22 protein-coding genes are annotated in these 19499 nt (G+C 33.1%); 7 read left to right on the top strand and 15 right to left on the bottom strand.

Translation table 11 applies throughout. The features are described 5' to 3' along the window. Positions 1-13: 13 nt before the first annotated feature. From AACZ49_RS01120 to AACZ49_RS01105, 4 genes are read right to left on the bottom strand one after another with little or no spacing between them, the layout of a single operon-like run. The gene (locus AACZ49_RS01120) at positions 14-1417 is read right to left on the bottom strand and encodes a TolC family protein (protein WP_339650717.1); all 1404 of its coding nucleotides are present in this window, start codon (positions 1415-1417) and stop codon (positions 14-16) included. A 2-nt stretch (positions 1418-1419) separates the two neighbouring features. Next, positions 1420-2772, bottom strand: a complete 1353-nt coding sequence (locus tag AACZ49_RS01115) for a biotin/lipoyl-binding protein (protein WP_339650714.1) — start codon at positions 2770-2772, stop codon at positions 1420-1422. After that, complete coding sequence (locus tag AACZ49_RS01110) at positions 2765-4447, bottom strand: ATP-binding cassette domain-containing protein (RefSeq protein ID WP_339650711.1); 1683 nt, start codon at positions 4445-4447, stop codon at positions 2765-2767. Before AACZ49_RS01110 ends, AACZ49_RS01115 begins: the two co-directional genes overlap by 8 nt. Next, a complete protein-coding gene (locus AACZ49_RS01105) occupies positions 4440-5126 on the bottom strand; it encodes a TetR/AcrR family transcriptional regulator (protein ID WP_339650709.1) in 687 nt (228 codons plus the stop codon). The genes AACZ49_RS01110 and AACZ49_RS01105 overlap by 8 nt, the downstream gene beginning before the upstream one ends. Before the next feature lie 155 nt (positions 5127-5281). On the opposite strand from AACZ49_RS01105, the gene AACZ49_RS01100 reads away from it, so the two are divergent. The 4 genes from AACZ49_RS01100 (at position 5282) to AACZ49_RS01085 (ending at position 7299) form a co-directional block, all read left to right on the top strand. Then, positions 5282-5644: a hypothetical protein gene (locus AACZ49_RS01100; protein WP_339650707.1), complete on the top strand. Its 363-nt coding sequence runs from the start codon at positions 5282-5284 to the stop codon at positions 5642-5644. Between the two features lie 107 nt (positions 5645-5751). Continuing rightward, entirely contained in the window at positions 5752-6069 is a 318-nt protein-coding gene (cutA, locus tag AACZ49_RS01095) for a divalent cation tolerance protein CutA (protein WP_339650706.1), read from the top strand. Between the two features lie 55 nt (positions 6070-6124). Continuing rightward, positions 6125-6688: a DNA-3-methyladenine glycosylase I gene (locus tag AACZ49_RS01090; RefSeq protein ID WP_339650703.1), complete on the top strand. Its 564-nt coding sequence runs from the start codon at positions 6125-6127 to the stop codon at positions 6686-6688. Between the two features lie 23 nt (positions 6689-6711). Next, positions 6712-7299 (top strand): hypothetical protein, encoded by a 588-nt coding sequence (locus AACZ49_RS01085; RefSeq protein WP_339650700.1) that lies wholly within the window; start codon positions 6712-6714, stop codon positions 7297-7299. A gap of 14 nt (positions 7300-7313) precedes the next feature. On the opposite strand, the gene aat is transcribed toward AACZ49_RS01085, so the two are convergent. Beyond that, entirely contained in the window at positions 7314-7967 is a 654-nt protein-coding gene (gene aat, locus AACZ49_RS01080; RefSeq protein WP_339650697.1) for a leucyl/phenylalanyl-tRNA--protein transferase, read from the bottom strand. 114 nt (positions 7968-8081) lie between these two features. After that, positions 8082-8456 (bottom strand): DUF3127 domain-containing protein, encoded by a 375-nt coding sequence (locus AACZ49_RS01075; RefSeq protein ID WP_339650694.1) that lies wholly within the window; start codon positions 8454-8456, stop codon positions 8082-8084. Positions 8457-8582: 126 nt separating this feature from the next. Between AACZ49_RS01075 and AACZ49_RS01070 the strand changes: the two genes are divergently transcribed. Together AACZ49_RS01070 and AACZ49_RS01065 are read left to right on the top strand one after the other, a co-directional pair. Next, positions 8583-9731 (top strand): HAMP domain-containing sensor histidine kinase, encoded by a 1149-nt coding sequence (locus AACZ49_RS01070; protein WP_339650691.1) that lies wholly within the window; start codon positions 8583-8585, stop codon positions 9729-9731. Positions 9732-9733: 2 nt separating this feature from the next. Further along, entirely contained in the window at positions 9734-10090 is a 357-nt protein-coding gene (locus tag AACZ49_RS01065; protein WP_339650689.1) for a hypothetical protein, read from the top strand. On the opposite strand, the gene AACZ49_RS01060 is transcribed toward AACZ49_RS01065, so the two are convergent. Further along, positions 10077-10469 carry an HIT family protein gene (locus AACZ49_RS01060; protein WP_339650687.1) on the bottom strand — a complete coding sequence of 131 codons (393 nt, stop codon included), beginning with the start codon at positions 10467-10469 and terminating at the stop codon, positions 10077-10079. The genes AACZ49_RS01065 and AACZ49_RS01060 overlap by 14 nt on opposite strands. Before the next feature lie 75 nt (positions 10470-10544). Continuing rightward, positions 10545-11021 (bottom strand): transcription elongation factor GreA, encoded by a 477-nt coding sequence (greA, locus tag AACZ49_RS01055; protein WP_339650684.1) that lies wholly within the window; start codon positions 11019-11021, stop codon positions 10545-10547. A gap of 132 nt (positions 11022-11153) precedes the next feature. On the opposite strand from greA, the gene AACZ49_RS01050 reads away from it, so the two are divergent. Next, a complete protein-coding gene (locus tag AACZ49_RS01050; RefSeq protein WP_339650682.1) occupies positions 11154-11591 on the top strand; it encodes a hypothetical protein in 438 nt (145 codons plus the stop codon). 3 nt (positions 11592-11594) lie between these two features. On the opposite strand, the gene AACZ49_RS01045 is transcribed toward AACZ49_RS01050, so the two are convergent. From AACZ49_RS01045 to AACZ49_RS01015, 7 genes are all read right to left on the bottom strand, one after another. Beyond that, positions 11595-11972 carry a hypothetical protein gene (locus AACZ49_RS01045; RefSeq protein WP_339650680.1) on the bottom strand — a complete coding sequence of 126 codons (378 nt, stop codon included), beginning with the start codon at positions 11970-11972 and terminating at the stop codon, positions 11595-11597. A gap of 399 nt (positions 11973-12371) precedes the next feature. After that, positions 12372-14534: a TonB-dependent receptor gene (locus AACZ49_RS01040; RefSeq protein WP_339650679.1), complete on the bottom strand. Its 2163-nt coding sequence runs from the start codon at positions 14532-14534 to the stop codon at positions 12372-12374. A 1133-nt stretch (positions 14535-15667) separates the two neighbouring features. Beyond that, positions 15668-15973, bottom strand: a complete 306-nt coding sequence (locus AACZ49_RS01035) for a hypothetical protein (RefSeq protein ID WP_339650678.1) — start codon at positions 15971-15973, stop codon at positions 15668-15670. 587 nt (positions 15974-16560) lie between these two features. Next, complete coding sequence (locus tag AACZ49_RS01030; RefSeq protein ID WP_339650676.1) at positions 16561-18099, bottom strand: DUF4301 family protein; 1539 nt, start codon at positions 18097-18099, stop codon at positions 16561-16563. After that, positions 18096-18659: an ATP-binding protein gene (locus AACZ49_RS01025; protein WP_339650675.1), complete on the bottom strand. Its 564-nt coding sequence runs from the start codon at positions 18657-18659 to the stop codon at positions 18096-18098. The genes AACZ49_RS01030 and AACZ49_RS01025 overlap by 4 nt, the downstream gene beginning before the upstream one ends. Further along, positions 18620-19252, bottom strand: a complete 633-nt coding sequence (pnuC, locus tag AACZ49_RS01020; RefSeq protein ID WP_339650673.1) for a nicotinamide riboside transporter PnuC — start codon at positions 19250-19252, stop codon at positions 18620-18622. Before pnuC ends, AACZ49_RS01025 begins: the two co-directional genes overlap by 40 nt. Continuing rightward, entirely contained in the window at positions 19236-19496 is a 261-nt protein-coding gene (locus AACZ49_RS01015; protein ID WP_339650670.1) for a thiamine-binding protein, read from the bottom strand. Before AACZ49_RS01015 ends, pnuC begins: the two co-directional genes overlap by 17 nt. Positions 19497-19499 lie beyond the last annotated feature (3 nt).

The raw sequence follows: 19499 nt of genomic DNA, 5'->3' as shown, positions 1-19499 counted from the left end.
TTCCTTGATGTATCTATAAATTTTCTGGATTGACGGCCAAACTATTGAACAATTTGGCCTTAGCCGTAAAATATTTATTCTCCACTTGATTCTGTTTTAAAACAGCATCGATCAATTTACTTTCCCTAGAATTAATTAAAAAAAGAGAACTTTCTCCAAAGCTAAATTTTCTCTCCTCAGCAGCCAATAAAGCAGCATAACTAGACACTATTTCATCAATTAATACATTCTGATTTTCGAAAGAATCCAATTCATTATAAATGGCTATTATTTTATTCTGAATTTGAACCTCAGCATTATCTAACTCGAATTCTGCATCTCTCAATTTCAATTTCGCCAATTTTAAATCTCCTCGTTCTTTTCGTAAAAAAAGTGGTAGTTCAAAATTCAATCCGCCTTTATAGTTCTGTGTTTCAAAGGAATCAAAACTATCGGGAGAATCTGTAATAAAATTATACTCTACATCTATCCTAGGCATCAACTTATTGGTCTTTAAACGTTTGTCTACAACCAAGCCATCTATCTTAAATCCTAATGATTTTAACTTAGGATGGTTTTCAAGAGAAAAACTATCTAACGGTTTGCCTAATATCTCTAAAGATTGGTCAATCTCAGTATCTAACGACAAATCTGGCACTACTTGTGGTTGTAATTCCATAGGAATATTGTCACCCATCCATAGATAGTTAGAAAGTTCTAATCGAGCATTTTGCAAAGACACTTTGGCCTGTTCCATTTCTAATGCTCTATTCTGCACCGCTATCTTCGCTTCTACCGTGTCAATTGCTGCAACTTCACCTGCCGCAGCACTTCGGCCAACACCTTTAAGCCTCACTTTAGCATTTTTCAAAAAATCATTAAAAACCAGACTATTACGATATGCTTGTAACCAATTAAAATATGCTAAAGAAGCTTCGAATAATATTTGATTTACCAACAGATCCCTATCGGACTTAGATTGTTCCCTAAAGAATTTAGCTTTTTTAACGGTGGCCATTCTATCATTCATCCAAGAACCACGGCCTAATGAAAGTGAAACACCAGCACTATACAACCCGTCATCAGGTACATTGCGCTCGGCATTTACATATTCTCCCGAGTATTGCTCAAAATTTCCCTTAAACTCTATCCCATACCATGTTGGTATTTTAAAAGTTGTGTTGAGTAAATCGTAATATTCTGTTCCCTTAAATTCCTTGCTAGAATAATCTGCTACAACTTTTGGGTCAAAACCACCTCTTGCCTTCATAAGATTTGCTTGACCAACACTTAAAACCATCTCTGCTTGTTTGGCTATAGGATGATACTTTTTCACATACCCCAAATACTCCCGAAAATCCAATTGAATAGAATCAGTGTTTTGGGCATTGGCCAATAAACTAACAGAAAAACAAAACAGTAAAATTATTTTTCGCATCACTATTGCTTTATGGGTTTACCTTGAGCACCTTCTGGTTGGTAGTAATTAGGGGGAAAGCCATTTAACTGCCTCCATAACTCGTACCATATTGGCACATCTTCCAATAATGCAATGGTATTAGCGCCAGAACCTACACGTAGCGCACTGGGCCATGGCTGGTCTTTTTCATCTGGTGATAATAAAACCCTATACTTACCATTCGAATTTATAAACGTTTCAATCGCTACAACCTCACCTGCATAGGTACCATAAGAAACATTTGGCCAACCACTAAATATAATCGCAGGCCAACCATCAAATTGAATTCTTACTTTTTCACCCAAATGAATTAGCGGTAAATCAATAGGACTCACAAAAGTCTCTACAGCCATGTCATAATCTGCTGGCATAATACCCACTAATGGTGTGCCTTCTTTAAAAGTTTCACCAATACCTGCGGTAATTACCTTATTGATATATCCATTTTGTGGCGCTCGAATATAGCGAAGCTCATTACGGATTTGGTAATTGGTGTAGTCGCTTTCTAATTTACTTACTTGCGCTTCTGAGTCATATTGATTTGACATCGCCGTAAACTTATCGCTTTGGGCTTTTGAGATTTTATCGGTGTATGAGGCTTGAACACTATTAATTTCTACCTCAGCATTGATAATCTCATTTTTAGCTGCAAGCAATTTGTTTTCCTGTGAAAGTAATTTAGCTTGTGTTTCTTGAAGCTTTAACCTTTTCTCTTCTACATCGGTAACGGCTTTAAGTCCTTCGCTTTCCAGTTGTGTAGTTCGCTCATATTGGCGCTCAGCAATTTTAATATTCGTTTTTGCCGCTTCAAAATCAATACTATCACTTTGAGCTTTTAACTTAGCTTGAAGCAATTTGTTTTTGGCCTGCTCAAGTTTTAATCTTTTTTCATTAAAAAGCGCTGCAACTTGGTTATCCAATGACTTAACTTTATCGCCGTAAGAGACCACTGATGCGCTTTTTGATTTAAGTTGTTCACCTGTTCGCTCCACTAAATTAGGATCAAAATATTCTGACTTAATTTCTGATATAAACAGAATAGTATCCCCTTTTTTAACATAATCACCTTCTCTAACAAACCATTGCTCTATTCTACCAGGTATTTGAGATTGGATTGTTTGTGGTCGTTGCCCTGGAGTTAATGTAGTTAAGAACCCCCTAGAATTAATAGTTTGTGTCCAAGGCAGAAACAAAACTATAACACCTACCACTGCAAAAGCTAACAAAAATCGATTAAAGTGTTTATAATGCTTTTGGTGGTTCACTTTTTGAACGGATTTAAAGCGCTCAATAGAAACCTTTTCATTTAGTTTTTTCTGAGATATATTAAGCATCTTTCCCCTCTATTTCGTTTATAATTCTTCCTTTATCCATCGTGATGATTCGTGAACACTTCTTAATCCACTTATCATTTTCACTCACAACCAAAAGCGCCCACCCGTTAGATGAATCACTTAAGAAATTTAAAATTCTGTCAGCTTCTTCGCTATTAAATTGATCCAACGGATCCTTTAGAATAAGTAGCTTAGGCTTTCTTACAATACTTCTTGCTAGTACAATTTTCTTCGAAATAGTATGAGGTATTTGTTTCCCCTCAGGATAAAGAACCGTATTCAATCCATCTGGTTGCTTTTTAACAAATTCAGTAAGTCCTACTTTATCTAAAGCCCAATATACCTGCTCATTTGTGATGTCCTTATCCCCAAAAGTTATATTGTGTAAAATTGTGCCTTCAAAAGGTGATTCTTCAGGTAAGGACTGCCCTAAATGAGACCGGTAATAGTTTAAGTTCATTCCTTTCAAAGAAACTCCATTCACATAAACACCGCCACTATCTGGCTCTAATATTCCTGCAATAATTCTTAACAATGTATTTTTACCAGAACCACTATTTCCTCTTAATAAAATGGTGCAATTTGGCGTAATTGTCAAATCTAGATTTGAAATTATTTCTCTTTTCGGTTCTGGAACACTATAAGAAATGTCACTTAGTTCAATTGTAAAAGATTGGTTTTCAGTAAATGGTTTTTCTCCTTCTTGTGGCTCCAATTCCTTATCGACCACCTGACCCATCTTCTCTAATGATGTCAAAAGATCATAAAAGGTCTCTAAACCTAAAATTAGTTTTTCAACAGAATTTATAACTAATAAAATGATAATTTCTGCCGCAACAAACTGCCCTATATTCATCTCTTGATTCAAAACCAACAAGCCACCTATCAACAAAAGTCCACCTGTAACTAGAACTTTAAAGCCAATCATTTGAACAAACTGAAGTGCCAAAACCTTAAAATGGCCTTCTCTAGCATTTAAGTATTCAACGACCAACGTATCATTTTTGTCTAATGCATGCGATGTTTTTCCTGAAAGTTTAAAACTAACTATTGAGCGTGCAACCTCTTGTAACCAATGTGCTACTTTATATTTGCTTTTAGACTCATCTAAGCTCGTATCTAAACCTCTTTGTGCGGTAAATTTAAATACCACATATATTAATAGGAGGAGAAGAATACCATACACAATGAAAAATGGATGATAAAATGAAAGCAGCAACAACCCGAATACAATCTGCAATAAAGCAGCAGGAAAATCAATCAATACCTTTGATAATGATTTTTGTATCGTCAACGTATCAAAAAATCTATTTGCCAATTCTGGCGGATAATAGTTATGAAGTTCACTCATCTTAATTTTAGGGAATCTGTATGCAAACTCAAATGAAGACCTAGTAAAAATCTTTTGCTGTACATTTTCTATAATCCTAATCTGCATTAACTGAAGTATACCCACAAAAGCTACCCCTATCGTTACAAGTATTACAAGAACTATCCATGAAGTGCTAATTTGAGCACCTTGCATTAAATTTATAATTGCCTGTATACCTAATGGAAGCGATAAGTTCACAACACCTGCGAAAATGGCATAATAAAAAACTTGAAAAACATCTCTTTTATCAAGCTTAAGCAACCCAATAAACCGTTGCCATGAGGTTAATATATTCTTACTCATTTAAATTTTGATTTAGCGTATTGAAAACAAGATGAGTCAAGTATTGCGTAGGTGTTACATTAGCATTACAATCTGTAAGTGATGAAAAATGATCTTTTAAAAAGTGCTGATGTAAACCACTTTCTAAGATGGTGCTAGCCAAACTAGATGGGTATATATACTCAGGATTAACCTCTTTAATCATATCACGAAGTCTACTTACTAGCCTCTTATAAACAACAAAATACCCTTCCTTATTTTCTTTATCAACCTCTTTGGTCAAATATGATTTTGAATATTCATTAATTACAATCTTATTCAACAACACCTCATTAATATGGGAAAAATCAGAATCCTCTTTAATCTCTCTTGTAATTATTAATATTGATTGAAATAATTTCTCTTTTGGATTTTTTATGCTATTGGTAGCAAAAACCATTTGATACTCTAACCAACTCCAATACCAAGAGGTTAGATACAACAGTAATTTGTGCTTATTCTCAAAATAACGGTAGATAGAACTTTCATTCGAACCAATTTCATTACCTAGCTTCTTGAAGGTGAAATTTTCCCAACCCTTTTCGTTAATCATTTGAATACTTTTCTCAATGATTTTTTTACCTAGCTCTGATGATTCAGGATCTTTTATAAATAATTTGTCATTAATTCTAATCTTAACCCCTTGTAATAACCTATCCATAAAAACGCAATATTTTAATCAGTTGCAAATATAATAGTATTACTATCATTATATAATAGTTTAACATTTTTTAACGAAAGCATTACTTTTCTATTTTAAATTTTTGGCTATTTTAGATGTAATAGAAAAACATTTAAACCTTTAAATGAAGTATTATGAAAAATACAATAGTACTGCTTGCATTTTTAATGTTCTCATATAGCAGTTTTGGCCAAAATGAAATCAGTGGTTTGAAACCTGGCGATATATTATATATAAGTAAAGATTCAAACACTCCATTTCAACATCTCCATTTTCCCAAGCCCAATTTTATCATTAAACGAGGTTCAATTGCAAACTACAAAGGCTTAAATGGAATGCATGTACAAATTGAAGCCATAACAGACGAATCTGTTGCTAGACTCATCCCTTTAAACGGTAAAAAATTCTTTAATCTATTTTCTTATGTGAATGCCAACCTAAAAAGCGCGTTAAACGATAAGGAGTTAAAGCAATTAAACTCTAGTCAGAAATCTTGACTTAATAAATAGAAATTATTGAAAATCTTAATGGAACTTTTTACTAGAGAAATTTAGTTTTTTTTGCAAATTAATGCACCCTAAAAACTCGTCCAAATATTTAAAATATGATTTTAGGATACGTAATAGTGAAAAATAAAAAGCAAGCTAAAGAGATAGCAAAATTACTTTTAGCTCAAGATTTAATATATAGTGCAAGTATTTCAACAAAAAAAGTATTTAGCAAAAATAAAAATACGGGTAAAGTAGGGTATGAAAAACAAACTATTATAGAAGGTAAGACGAAAGCTTTATTATTTAGTACTATTAATCAAATTCTAAGAGTCACTTATCCAGAAAATATGCCTATGCTTTATGCTGTACCTATTATTTATATGGATGCGGAACAGACTCAAACGTTACGTGATCAAACTGCCAAAGTATAGAAATTGTTAATTTATTTTAATTTGACCGTACTGCAATATATAGTACTTTTAAATCATGGAAAAACATCGCTGCGGTTGGTGCAAGGGTGATTCGCTTTATGAAGCATATCACGACGAAGAATGGGGAGTTCCCATTAAAGATGATGATTTATTATTTGAATTTTTAGTTTTAGAAACTTTTCAAGCAGGCTTAAGCTGGATAACCATTCTACGTAGGCGTGAAAATTTTAGAACAGCATTTGATAATTTCGATTATCATAAAATTGCTAAATACCCAGAAACTAAGATTCTAGACTTATTACAAGATGAAGGCATTATTCGCAATAAATTAAAAGTTCGTGCAACCGTTGGTAATGCTATCGCTTTTATGGAAATTCAAAAAGAATTTGGCACATTCAGCAATTATATATGGCAATTTGTTGAGGATGTATCAGTAAAAAATAAAGTTCACAACTACAAAGAAGCTCCAGCAAATACCCCAACATCAGATGCAATTAGTAAAGACCTGAAAAAACGTGGTTTTAAATTCGTTGGCAGCACTATAATATATGCGTTTATGCAAGCCACCGGCATGGTTAATGACCATGAGATTAAATGCTTTAGATACCACGAAGTGTAGTTATCAATTTAAACCTACTACAGTTGAAAAAAAATTATGTTAATCTTATTTTGGTTTCTGTTTTTGCATGCTGTCAATTGAGCTCTGCCCAGAATAAATATGAACGAGAATTTCGTATTAGAAAATCTCAATTTCCATCAACTGCACATGATGTTATAAACAATAATATTGTAGGCGCTAAACATTTAAGGTTTTATCAAGAAAATGACAACAACAAAGTAGGTTTTACAGCTAAATTTAAGAAAGATAAGCTTTGGTATAGTATTGATTTCAACAATGAAGGCACTTTAGAAAAAATAGACATATTGATTAATTCTACAGATATTCCAAACGAAACCTATTCAAATATTGAGCAATATTTGAATACTATTTTCTCTAATTATCGAATTATTAAACTTAAACAGCAATATTATTCAAATAATGATACTTTGGAAAAAACATTTAAAAAGGCTTTTCAAAACCTAATTTTATCCTCTAACATCTATGAAATTGTTATTGCCGGAAAAAAAGAAAGAGGATATTTAGACTATGAAATTCAATTTGATTCAGATGGTAATTTCAACAATATTAGGACAGCGCTTCCGTCAAATTATGACCATGTTCTTTATTAACAAAAAAGGCTTATTCATTTTAAGAGTTTCAAAAACTCAATTCTTGATATTTCTTGTGCTCCTAAACTTTCTAAATGATCTGTGTGTAGTTGGCAATCGATAATTTTATATTCCTTTTCTTGTAATTCTTGTGCCAGTTTTATGAAGGCGAATTTAGAGGCGTTCGATGTTAAACTAAACATACTTTCTCCACAAAACACATGCCCTAAATCTATTCCGTAAAGCCCTCCTACCAACTTATCATCTTCCCATACTTCATATGATTGGGCTATTCTTTTTTCATGCAATTTTAGATATGCCATTTTCATTTGTTCCGTTATCCAGGTGCCATCTTGACCTACTCTATCCACTGATGAACAATATTCTAACACCTCTTTAAAGCACGTATTTTTTGTTATCCTAAATCGTTTATCTCGAAGCACTTTTCTCATGCTTTTAGATATTTTAATCTTCTTTGGATAAAGAACCATTCTTGGATCAGGACTCCACCATAATATAATGGAATCTTCATTGAACCAAGGAAAAATACCCTGCTGATACGCTAACAATAACCGCTCTGAAGAAAGATCACCACCAACTGCCAAAAGCCCATCTGAATTTGCAGTATCCACTGGTGGAAATGCTAAGGCATCAGTTAAATAAAACAATTGATGTTGCGGCTTTTCCACTTTTTGTTTCCAAATTAATTAAAAGGTCATAAAACAAAAAACTTGTTTAACATAAAAGTTAAACAAGTTTTTTGTTTTATAAAGACAATAGGTCTATCAATGATAGATAGCCATTTAAAATGGCAAATCATCATGATCTTCTTCGTTTAAATCATCTGCTGGCTCAAAGGCTTCCATAGGTGGTACCGGCGGCATACCTGCTGTCGGTGCTTGAGATGAACCCTCTATACGCCATCCTTGAATAGAGTTAAAATACTTCACTTCTCCTTGAGGGTTCGTCCATTCACGACCTCTCAAATTAATACTAACTTTTACATCTTGCCCAACCTTATAAGAATTCAACAAATCGCACTTATCTTGAACAAACTCTACCATAATATGTTGTGGATATTGTTCGTCTGTAGTTACTACTAATTCTCTTTTTCTAAACCCATTAGAACCAAAGGTTTGGGTTTCACCAATCAATTTTACTTTACCTTCTATTTCCATCTTGAACTCTTTTTACAATAAAGTTCAAAAATAGGTAAAATGAAGCGGTAATAAAACAACCTGTGCAGATAACAACACAACAATTATTTACATTTTAGGTTATCTTTAGTATTAGACAACTATTGGATGAACTTTATTCCTAAAAACAAGATTTCTAACATTTTTCTATTGATAGGCTCCTTTGCTGTTGTGAGCCTTATCTTATGGAACACCAATAGTTTTTTTAAGCAATTTAAAGAAGAGGAACGTTTAAAAATGGAGATTTGGGCAACCGCACAATCCGAATTTTTACAATCTTCTGAGACCGTAGACCTAGGAAGCCTTCATTTAAAGGTATTTCAAAACAATACCTCTACCCCGATGATCCTTATTAATAAGGATGAAACTATTAGGGTAAATAATTTTCCGCCGAACAAGGCTAAAGATTCCATTTACATACAAAATAAGCTAAAAAAGTTTACGAACGAGAATACTCCTATTTCCATAGACCAGCAAGGGGAACATTTGGCAACACTATACTACGGCAATTCGGAGGTACTGAATAAATTGAAGTTTTATCCTATTGCCTTATTACTTATTATTTTTCTTTTCGCAGCGGTCATATACTTTCTTTTCAAAACCAACAAGGCATCCGAGCAGAATAAATTATGGGCAGGTATGGCCAAAGAAACCGCTCATCAAATAGGAACTCCATTATCTTCGATTTTAGGATGGAACGAATTATTAAAGACCGAATCAATAAACCCAAGCATCACTAAAGAGATTGAAAAAGACATTGATAGGTTACAAACAATTACAGACCGATTTTCAAAAATTGGATCGTTGCCCAAACTTGTAGAAAGTGATATTGTTAAAGAAACACAAGACGCATTCAATTATCTAAAAAGAAGAAGTTCTAAACTAATTCATTTTTCATTTAGTTCAAAAGTTAATCAACTTCCTGTTTTACTAAATAGCTCTTTGTATAATTGGACGATTGAAAATTTAGTTAAAAATGGAATCGATGCCATGCGCGGTAAAGGAAGTATTGCGATAGAAATTATACCCGACGGTAGATATGTGAATATCTTAATTGCAGATACAGGGCATGGTATTTCTAAGAGCAACTATAATAGTATATTTACCCCTGGTTTCACTTCTAAAAAAAGAGGCTGGGGCCTTGGACTTTCTTTGGTTAAGCGTATTATTGAAGAATATCATGATGGTAAAATAAAAGTGTTATCGTCTGGCAAAGAAGGTACAATTATGCAAATTTCTCTAAAAGTGTCCCACTGATTATGACTAAGGAAAAACTAGTAGTTATCAAAGAAACCGGATTGAACAACAACTGCCCTGAGTGTTTTAACCAAGACTTGAAGCTAACATTTTATCAAAAACATACGTACGGTAGTTTTTTTCACAAAACCACTGCTGAACTAAGCAATAAACTAGTATGTAATACTTGCCATTCAACCATCTACCCTGTTAGCTGGACCGATGACATTGAACGCATGTTCAACTATTACAAAAAGACAGTTATACCCGAAAAAAAATCTTCTAAACCAACCTTACTATTCTTCGCATTACTACTAACTCTAATAGCGTTAGTTACAGGTGCTGTTTATTTGATTATTTCTGGGACTATTCAATTTTAACACTTATTGCTTTTGCAAGGCTAGTTAACTCTTGCTCAGTTACTTTCACCTTATGTTGAAAAGTAGCATCTTTCATTTCATTTAAAGGTATTAAATGAACATGCACATGAGGCACTTCTAAACCAATAACGGTCATACCAATTCGTTTACAATCAACCGTTTTTTCCAAAGCTTTACCAATCTTTCGCGAAAATAACATTAATCCTAAATAAGCATCTTCATCAAGGTCTAATATCTTGTTTACTTCCTTTTTTGGAATACAAAGCGTATGACCTTTTGCATTTGGATTAATATCTAAAAAAGCCAAATAGTTTTCATCTTCGGCAACCTTATAACAAGGTATTTCTCCATTAATAATTTTGGTAAAAATAGTCGACATAGTTTAAATTTAGTGGAAATAAAAAATCCTACCCTTTTAAAAAAGGATAGGATTAAATATAGTTATTTTAAAAATCTAACCTCTTGTAATTTCAAGAATTTCAAATTTCAATGCGCCATTTGGCACAGTAATTTCTGCAGTGTCTCCTACTTTTTTACCTAGAAGACCTTTGCCTATCGGCGAATTAACAGAAATTTTACCTGATTTTAAATCGGCTTCGCTTTCTGCGACCAATTTATAGGTCATCTCCATGCCGTTACTTTGATTTTTCAACTTTACACTAGAAAGCACCAATACTTTTGAAGTATCTAATTGCGACTCATCAATTAAACGGGCATTCGCGACAGTATTCTCTAATTTAGCAATCTTCATTTCAAGAAGGCCCTGCGCTTCTTTTGCAGCATCATATTCAGCATTTTCTGAAAGATCACCTTTATCTCTCGCTTCGGCAATTGCCTGAGAAGCCTTTGGCCGCTCAACATCTCTTAAGTGATTTAGTTCTGCTTTAAGTTTTTTTAAACCTTCTGCGGTATAGTATGATACGTTACTCATAACATCCTCGTTTTATAAATAGACAAATCCTCTGCAATTGCCTTTTATTCTGGCTTTTTAAGAGAGGATTTAACACAAATATACATAATTTTTACGCACATTTGTCCAAGATTCTCAAAACAAAATTACAACATGATCCGTTATTTAAGTATCCTAATATTACTGATAATCACTGCTTGCAGTAATGATGGCACCAATAGAAATCCATATTTACAGGAGATAAGTTTTCGTTTCGAAGCTAATTTAAATTTACCTTCTTATAGCCCTCTAACGAATACGGGTAGTGCAGTATTTATACAAAGTGCCACTGCTGGCACAAAAGGGGTATTTGTTATTAATGCCGGCTTTGATCAATTTAGAGCTTTTGAGGCAAGTTGCCCTAATCACGCTCCAAACGATTGTTCTACTATGACCCTAAATGGTCAAGTGGCAACCTGTTCTTGCGAAGATTATGAATATAGCCTTTTTACCGGTCAGCTCTTAAATAGACCTGAGGATGGCAACCGCTATTATGACATGCTGGAATATAGAACCAGTTTTGGCGGTAACATTGTTGTAATATCGAATTAACGTTTATTCCTCTAATCGATACCTATCCATTATTTCTTTGAAAAGCTCACCCGTACTCGGTGGCCTATAAGAAATTGCATTGGCACCAGCCTCAATGGCCATCATTATAGTTTCATCGGTTTTACCACCCGTAGCAATAATAGCTAAATCTGCATTTAAATCTCTTATTTTCTTTATAATATCTGAAGTTTTTCCTGCTCCAGAAACATTAAAAATATCAACTCCGGCTTGCAGCCTTCCTTTAATATCATCTTTTTCGGATACCACGGTAATGGTTACAGGAATATCAATTTTCTCTTTTAACAAGCTAATAAGGCTATTTGGGGTTGGCTTGTTTAAAACCACCCCCAAAGCTCCTTGAAATTCTGCATGAATAGCCACTCTAAAGACCTCAACCCTGTTGTCATTCCACCTCCTACACCGCAGAAAATAGGTTTGTCGGCAGCCAAAATCAATGCATTTGAAATAACTGGTTGAGGCGTAAAAGGGTAAACCGCAATAATAGCATTGGCATTGGCATTTGTATTTCTAATTATAGCAACATCAGTACAAAATAAGAACGATTTTATAGATTGACCAAAAAACCCGTATTCCAGAACATTGCGAAATTACCCCTGGAACAGTAACAATATTGTTTCTCAATCTGCCAACAAATACAGGAACATTACGATCCATTACCCTAGAAATTAAGCAACTGAAATTAGAATTTTCTTCCTTACTTCATACGTAATAAATAAATATTTAAGATAGAATAACTATGCTTTAAGTTGGCTTTATCTTTTAAAAATTAAGTGTTGCTCCTATTAAAAAATTTGTACCGGCTTGTGGATAAAAACCTTGCACTTCAAAAGTATTTCCAGGTGTTGACCAAGAATCTAAATACGTATATCCGTTAGAAACATATTTCTCGTTTAAAATATTATTCACCAACCCAGAAATTACGATAGACTTTAAAATTCTGTTCATTTTAATTTCATAAGTAACATTGAAATCTGTAGTAAAATAAGAATCTAACCTTGATGCTTCGGTATCAGTATTACTAAGATATTGCTCACCTACATATTTTGAAAAAAGTGATAAATTCATAGCTTCACATGGTGTATAGCTTAGGATATTACCTGCAACTAAAGATGGCGAAAATGCAATGTTCGTATTCCCCAAATCCTGCAACACATCATCTCTATCAATAAAAAAGTCAACATTTTTATTGGTGCTTAAAGCAACGTTTGGACGAATACTAAACTTATCATTAATTCGAATGTTTGCATCAATTTCAAGTCCTAATCTATAACTATCACCTATATTTTCCCTTAATGGTGCCCCAACATCATTCAGTTCTCCAGTAAGAACCAACTGATCCTTATAACTCATATAATACATGTTAGTATTAAGCTGCACATTGGTCGATACATACCGCCATCCTAATTCAAAATCGTTCAACTTTTCTGGTTTCGGATTTCCACTTTCATAGTCGTTTCTGTTTGGCTCTCTGTTCGCTACTGCGTATGACAAATAAAAATTGTTATTCGCATTCAAGTCAAAAGTAATTCCAGCTTTTGGATTGAAAAAATTGAAGGTATCATCTACAATTCCTGTATCGTCACCATTCGCTTTGTAACCTACAGTTCTATATTGTAAATCACCATATAATGACCATTGGTTGGTTAATTGATGATTTACTTTGGTATACAAATTGAAATCAGTCTTAGACGAACTATCATCATAATAACGGTCTTGATAACCACTATTACTTGCATACCTTGCCCAAATTACTTCGCCAAAATGGTCACCTTCATACTTATTGAAACCACCGCCCATAATTAGATTAAGACTCTTCTTTTTATAGGTTGCGGAGAACACTGTACCATAAAAGTTATTATCTAACCAACGCCTTCTTATTAGATCTGTAGTATTCACTACTTCCCCCTCAAAAGTTATGGGCTCAAAACCATAGGTAGAAAAATCATCTGCTTCTTTATATTGTTCAAAGAAACCCCTACCTCTAGTATAGTGCAAAGCAATATTGGTACTCCAGAAATTTGAAATCTTTTCGTTCCATAATAACTGGGCATGATCCTGCTTATAATTATCTACCTCGTTGTCATAAAACTGGGTATTACCATCTAAATCAGTATAAATTCCTGAAGGATTAAATGTTCTATCATCTTGTAATGTTTGAGCATCAATACCATACCATGCTTGATAAGTAACTTCATGACCTCCAAATAACAAAGCTTTTATCAATGTATTATCATCCTTGTACGCTCCTTGTAAAAAATAAGAATCCAAATCTGATCTAGCTCTATCGATATATCCGTCAGAATTTATTTTCGATAGTCTACCTGAAATCTCAATATTGTCATTTAAAAGTCCGGTACTAAATTTCAAGTTGTTTTTTAAGGTCTTAAAACTCCCGATTGAAGTAGATATTTGTCCGTAAGCATCTTGAGAAAATCCGTCTGTCAACACATTTAAACTTGCACCAAAAGCTCCTGCCCCGTTGGTTGAAGTACCAACTCCTCGCTGTAATTGCAAACTTTCTGTCGAAGAAGCAAAATCAGGCATATTAACCCAAAATGTTCCTTGCGATTCTGCATCGTTGTACGGTATACCGTTTATGGTAACATTAACACGCGTAGCATCACTACCTCTAACTCTAATACCTGTGTACCCCACTCCTGCACCTGCATCTGTAGTAGTGACCACCGATGGTAAAAAATTCATCAATACAGGAATATCTTGCCCCAAGTTTCTGGGCTTAATATCCTCTTTTGTAAGATTGGAAAATGTTACTGGTGATTCTTTGGTCACCCTAATGGCTGAGACGAAAACCTCGTCTAGCACTACTTTTTGACCCTCTAAAGAGTCCGTTTCTTGTTCTTGGGCGCTGACACCCATACTCAGCGTAAAAAACACCGAAATTGTGAAAATAGATAGTTTCATTCGTAAAATTATTACGAATAAAAGGGGCTATTATTCTAAGTTAAAATTGATTTTTTGAGCAACTAAGCTCTGTTTCCAAACGATTTCATATGAATAAAAAAACCATATTACATCTTACTTCAAAAATTTAAATTGAAATTTTTGAATTGTCCCTTGGCAGCATTACCCGCCCAGGTTCTTTGGGTATAATCTCAGCTTTATCCTAAATATGTTTAGAATTCGGCACCCCTTTGAGATGCCGCAAATGTAATGCAGTTATTTAAACTGTCATAAAGAATTTCATAAAAATAACAACATTATAGAAATTACTCAAAAGATTTTATCGTACTTATACCAAGCGCATTACTTCATTATATGGTTTCTAAAAAGAATTTATTCACTTTTAAAATTATATTTATACCATAGTTCAAGAATACCTGGATAAAAAAGGATTGCAGAAAAAGTTAAAAACTACTCAAAACCAACTCTTTTCCTGCACAGTTATATGAGACCAAGAGACTCGTAAAATTTGCCCTTTAAACCAATATACTCTTGTAATTTTTTTGGAATAGTTATAATAGTACTATGAATCTAAGTAAACATACAATGCGATAGCTATTGTATTATATTCCAATTTTCTAAAAAATAGTAAAGGGTAGCATTCCGCTATCCTTTACTGACCAAACCAACTTGAACAAACAAGCATTTTTATAATTATACAGTATAAACTAATGTTCTAAAGAACTTATAGCAAAATTTTAAATTAAAAAAAGGAGCTGCAACAGCAGCTCCCTCCAAACCACCTATCAAATTTTTGTCTTAAAATTGTAAATCAACGTCCCTATTTGTTTTTACAATCAAATAAAGTAATGTCAATTTGGGGGCTATTACAAGAACATTTTCTTCATGGTGGCACCTTCATAGTTCACGGTTAGTGTTTACGCGAAAGTGATATTTTGAATTTTTATTTTTCCCAACATATTTTTGAAATCATAGCTAATGCTATAACTAAAATTGTTGTTGTAATAAAAACTATAGTGATTATTGTATCATTACTTGCTTCATATATTAAGACACCACTTTTTCTGGGTGGTCACATTTTTAAATAAAAAAACTGCATTTTGCAGTTTTTTTTAACACTAAGAGAGAAACTCTTATTTTTTATTGATCCAATTACCATACTTGTCAATATAAACGGTTCTTCTAGTTCCACTTTTTAGAACCATAACCAATTTAAATTCTCCTTTATCATTCTTATATGCAGCTCCAAGTTTAGATGTAGGATATTGTTTTAATATCTCCTCTATAACCGGAGGCGTTAATTGATTAGATTTTATTTTTACAAATTCGTCAACCAAATTCATTACAACTTCTGATTCTACCGTATTTGAAACATTCATTGCCGTTACATCAAAGTTCATCCCCAAAGTCACTAAAACAAGTATTGCGTAATTTTTCATTCTAATTATTTTAATCGTTAATACATCTTTTATATTTACGAAGCAAGTATGCAAATGGATTACTCGTTATCTAAATTTTATAGTTTTATGATAAAAACGCTAACGAACCAGTTCTTTAAAAACATCTAAATTGAATAGGAGAAATTACAGTTCCTGCCCATTAACATTGATGCTTGCATAGCACTATCGAAGTACCATCTTCAATTAAAAACAACTAACTTATACTTTTTTAGGGTCAACATATGCTTATTTAATATCGCCCAAACGTAATCTGCCCCCTAACATTTCTATAATTTACGTAGACACATAATAATCAGCTACTTCTACTTAATCTTTTGAAAATATTCCCCATAACAACACCACGAAATTTAATCGAAGTATCGGTTGCCTTTGTTAAACTACTTAGCGCCAAAGCTGTAACAAAAACCAACATTTTAAACTGTATTAGAATAATTATGCAAAAACATCTTACAACTCAATGGTAGATTTAAAATAACATACGTCGCCTTAATAATTGAGTGAAATTATGAGTAAACAAAAAAAGTGTGTAGCTTCTACACACTTTTAACTCTTATATTTATTTTAAATTAGGCCTGATGTGATTCTTTTAAAAGATCAACGACACTTTTAACAGGATTAAAGGTTACTAATGGTACTTCCACAAAAATGGTATTCCAGAGTGCCATTGCTCCGTTCCATAACCCTGGTAATTCTAGCGCTTTTAGTTCTTTGCCATCTTTTGTTTTACCGGTGATAAAACCTTGCTTATCATCTACAAACTTTAATAGGTTAAATTTTTCACCCTTAAAATTACGAACACCACACACCAAATCAACTGGATTAAAATGGGTTGAATTCTTCATAATATTTGCCTGTTGCTCATTTTCCATATCTATTTGAGCAGATTCTATTATCTGTAAAGAAACCTCTCCTTTTGTATTTGTAATCCAAAATGGTCCGCCTCCTGGCTCACCTTCATTCTTAACCATTCCGCAAATACGAATTGGTCTATTAATTTTACTTCTTAATATATTCAGTTTATCCGCTTTTGATTTTGACTCGAAATCATTAGAAAATCTTGCATTAAGCCTCTCCAATAAAAAGGTCTTAATTTCAGCGATTTTATTTTCATTAACCTCTCCTTTGTCCAATTCACTAGCATATAAAAATGCCTTTTCCTGCTCCTTAAGAAGGACACCTGCCAATACTTTTTTACTATCCGCAACTGCCTTAGCATCTTTCATTACAGCTACATTATCGATATTTTTTATAAAAATAACATCAGCATCTTGTTCATTTAAATTTTGAATTAATGCACCGTGCCCACCTGGTCTAAATAATACAGATCCATCGTCATTTCTAAATGGATTGTTTTCCATATCGACTGCCAATGTATCGGTTGATGATTTTTGAAATGAGTAATCTACCTCATATTTTATATCTGTAACTTCTGAAACCCTAGGTCCTGATTCTGCAAATTCTTTATTGAACATTTCTTCGTGCTGCTCTGAAACAGTAAAATGAAGTTTTGCTTTTCCTTTCGAACCCGCATACAATGCGCCTTCTTTTAAATGCTCTTCGAAAGGTGTTGCCTCTAAATCACCATACTTATGAAATGGCAATAAGCCCTTAGGATAAAAACCATAGTTAAGTGCATTGTCACCCAATAATTCTGAAACAAAACAAAAGACTTTTTCCCCTTGCGAATCAAAGCTATTAGACATCCTATCCATTACTTTTTTATAAAATGGCAATCGCTCTAAACCTTCTGAAAATATTCTAATATCCTTATCATTGGTTCTTTTCAAATAAGAAGCAAGTGTTTCTTTCTGTGGATTATAAACATCTAAAAAATTAAAAAGAGCTTTGAACATGCGGGAAGCAGCACCAGAGGCAGGTACAAATTTTAAAACATCCAAGTCTTTTAATTTAGAATCATAAAAAGCTATAAGCTCTTTTTCTTCCACACTCGTAAATTTAAGAATTCCATTACCTATTACGGCAGCATTCTTAAGTTGCACAAATGGAATACCTTCTTTAAAAGTATTGATATGACTCTGCATACTTTCTTTAGAAATTCCTTTTTCCTTTAATTGTTTTTCGTCGTTTTCTGTAAGTTCTATCATTTATCTAACAACTGATCTATATGGTTAATGGCTTTTTCTAAACGTTGCTTTTTGCTACCCTTCAAGGTAATAAAATTTTTACCATATCTTTCAAGGGTGAACTTAAAATAGTTAAACATTTCTTCCCTTTCATTTGGCTTATCTCTTAAATCATCTTCTTCCCAAGGTATATCTATATAGGTTAATAGGTAAAAATCATAAGAGTTCTGTAGGGCATATTTCTCTAAAATAGGGTCACAATCACCAATATAGTAAGCTTCTGAATATACTTTGGTTTCTAATAAATCGGTATCGCAAAAAAGAATTTTTGTTGCTTTTTTGGTAAGCTTATTCTCAAGTCTCATTTGACCCTCAGCTATAGGCAATAAATCATTTGGCTCACAGGTTTTTCGTTCATTATTCCATTTTTCTTGCAAATAGTCTCTAGCATATTCTGGCACCCAGACAGTATTATAATGTCGTGCCAGTTGTTCTGATAATGTAGTTTTACCGGTAGATTCTGGCCCAAAAAGAACCACTTTTAAGATATCTGAAGGCTCTTGCTTATATTTTTCTTCCATGCATTATAACCATATATGGCCAATATTGTAAAAATTAAATATTGAAAACTCGTAAATGTAAATCCTTTATAAAAATAAAGTGGCACCGATATAATATCGCCAATTATCCAATATATCCAATTTTCAACTTTCCGTTTAGCCATTAACCACATACCCACAAAAAATATAGCAGTTGTTATAGTATCAATAAAAGCCGTCCAGCTATTCCATTTATCAAAAACTTGATATACAACAAATACAAAAATGACAGTTCCAAAAAAAATAAATATTGAAGTTCTATTTTCCTTTTTAGTAACTGTCGTAATGGGGGTAAAATGTTCAGCATCTACTTTTCTAGTCCATATGTACCAACCATATATACTCATTATAAAATAGTATACATTTATTAACATATCGCCAATTAAACCCCACTTTAAAAGTAAGTAAACGAAAATTGATGTACTTATCAATCCTGTTGGGTACACCCAGATCTTATTTTGTTTAGAAAACCAAACGGATAATAGTCCAAAAATTACCGCAACGATTTCAAGAACAATGTCAAAAGTATCATACTCCGCATATTGCCCAAAAAAATAATCAAAAATGGGGCTCATAGGCGCTTCTATCAGATTTAACTATTTTCATAAAAAGTAATCCTCTATCCATTAATTCAAACGCTGTTTTTATTTCTTTATTCAAGACCTGCATAACCTCATCATATGAACCAAATACTTGAGTACTGATTGGATTTTCAAGAATGGTCAACCCCGATGACCGTAACCTTTTAATGAAACCTATGATATGTTGCTCAAAATTATCTTGCAATGGTGAAAACGTTAATTCTACTGATATTTCCATTTA

Origin of the sequence: uncultured Maribacter sp., assembly GCF_963975365.1 — a bacterium.
Lineage (GTDB): Bacteria > Bacteroidota > Bacteroidia > Flavobacteriales > Flavobacteriaceae > Maribacter.
The sequence above is the reverse complement of the archived record's forward strand: the minus strand, read 5'-3'. Positions and strand labels throughout refer to the sequence as shown.

Bases quoted from the DNA above. Each gene is read 5' to 3' on its own strand.
- AACZ49_RS01120 (WP_339650717.1), bottom strand. From the start codon at position 1,417: ATGCGAAAAATAATTTTACTGTTTTGTTTTTCTGTTAGTTTATTGGCC.
- AACZ49_RS01115 (WP_339650714.1), bottom strand. From the start codon at position 2,772: ATGCTTAATATATCTCAGAAAAAACTAAATGAAAAGGTTTCTATTGAG.
- AACZ49_RS01110 (WP_339650711.1), bottom strand. From the start codon at position 4,447: ATGAGTAAGAATATATTAACCTCATGGCAACGGTTTATTGGGTTGCTT.
- AACZ49_RS01105 (WP_339650709.1), bottom strand. From the start codon at position 5,126: ATGGATAGGTTATTACAAGGGGTTAAGATTAGAATTAATGACAAATTA.
- AACZ49_RS01100 (WP_339650707.1), top strand. From the start codon at position 5,282: ATGAAAAATACAATAGTACTGCTTGCATTTTTAATGTTCTCATATAGC.
- cutA (WP_339650706.1), top strand. From the start codon at position 5,752: ATGATTTTAGGATACGTAATAGTGAAAAATAAAAAGCAAGCTAAAGAG.
- AACZ49_RS01090 (WP_339650703.1), top strand. From the start codon at position 6,125: ATGGAAAAACATCGCTGCGGTTGGTGCAAGGGTGATTCGCTTTATGAA.
- AACZ49_RS01075 (WP_339650694.1), bottom strand. From the start codon at position 8,456: ATGGAAATAGAAGGTAAAGTAAAATTGATTGGTGAAACCCAAACCTTT.
- AACZ49_RS01070 (WP_339650691.1), top strand. From the start codon at position 8,583: ATGAACTTTATTCCTAAAAACAAGATTTCTAACATTTTTCTATTGATA.
- AACZ49_RS01065 (WP_339650689.1), top strand. From the start codon at position 9,734: ATGACTAAGGAAAAACTAGTAGTTATCAAAGAAACCGGATTGAACAAC.
- AACZ49_RS01060 (WP_339650687.1), bottom strand. From the start codon at position 10,469: ATGTCGACTATTTTTACCAAAATTATTAATGGAGAAATACCTTGTTAT.
- greA (WP_339650684.1), bottom strand. From the start codon at position 11,021: ATGAGTAACGTATCATACTATACCGCAGAAGGTTTAAAAAAACTTAAA.
- AACZ49_RS01050 (WP_339650682.1), top strand. From the start codon at position 11,154: ATGATCCGTTATTTAAGTATCCTAATATTACTGATAATCACTGCTTGC.
- AACZ49_RS01040 (WP_339650679.1), bottom strand. From the start codon at position 14,534: ATGAAACTATCTATTTTCACAATTTCGGTGTTTTTTACGCTGAGTATG.
- AACZ49_RS01035 (WP_339650678.1), bottom strand. From the start codon at position 15,973: ATGAAAAATTACGCAATACTTGTTTTAGTGACTTTGGGGATGAACTTT.
- AACZ49_RS01030 (WP_339650676.1), bottom strand. From the start codon at position 18,099: ATGATAGAACTTACAGAAAACGACGAAAAACAATTAAAGGAAAAAGGA.
- AACZ49_RS01025 (WP_339650675.1), bottom strand. From the start codon at position 18,659: ATGGAAGAAAAATATAAGCAAGAGCCTTCAGATATCTTAAAAGTGGTT.
- pnuC (WP_339650673.1), bottom strand. From the start codon at position 19,252: ATGAGCCCCATTTTTGATTATTTTTTTGGGCAATATGCGGAGTATGAT.
- AACZ49_RS01015 (WP_339650670.1), bottom strand. From the start codon at position 19,496: ATGGAAATATCAGTAGAATTAACGTTTTCACCATTGCAAGATAATTTT.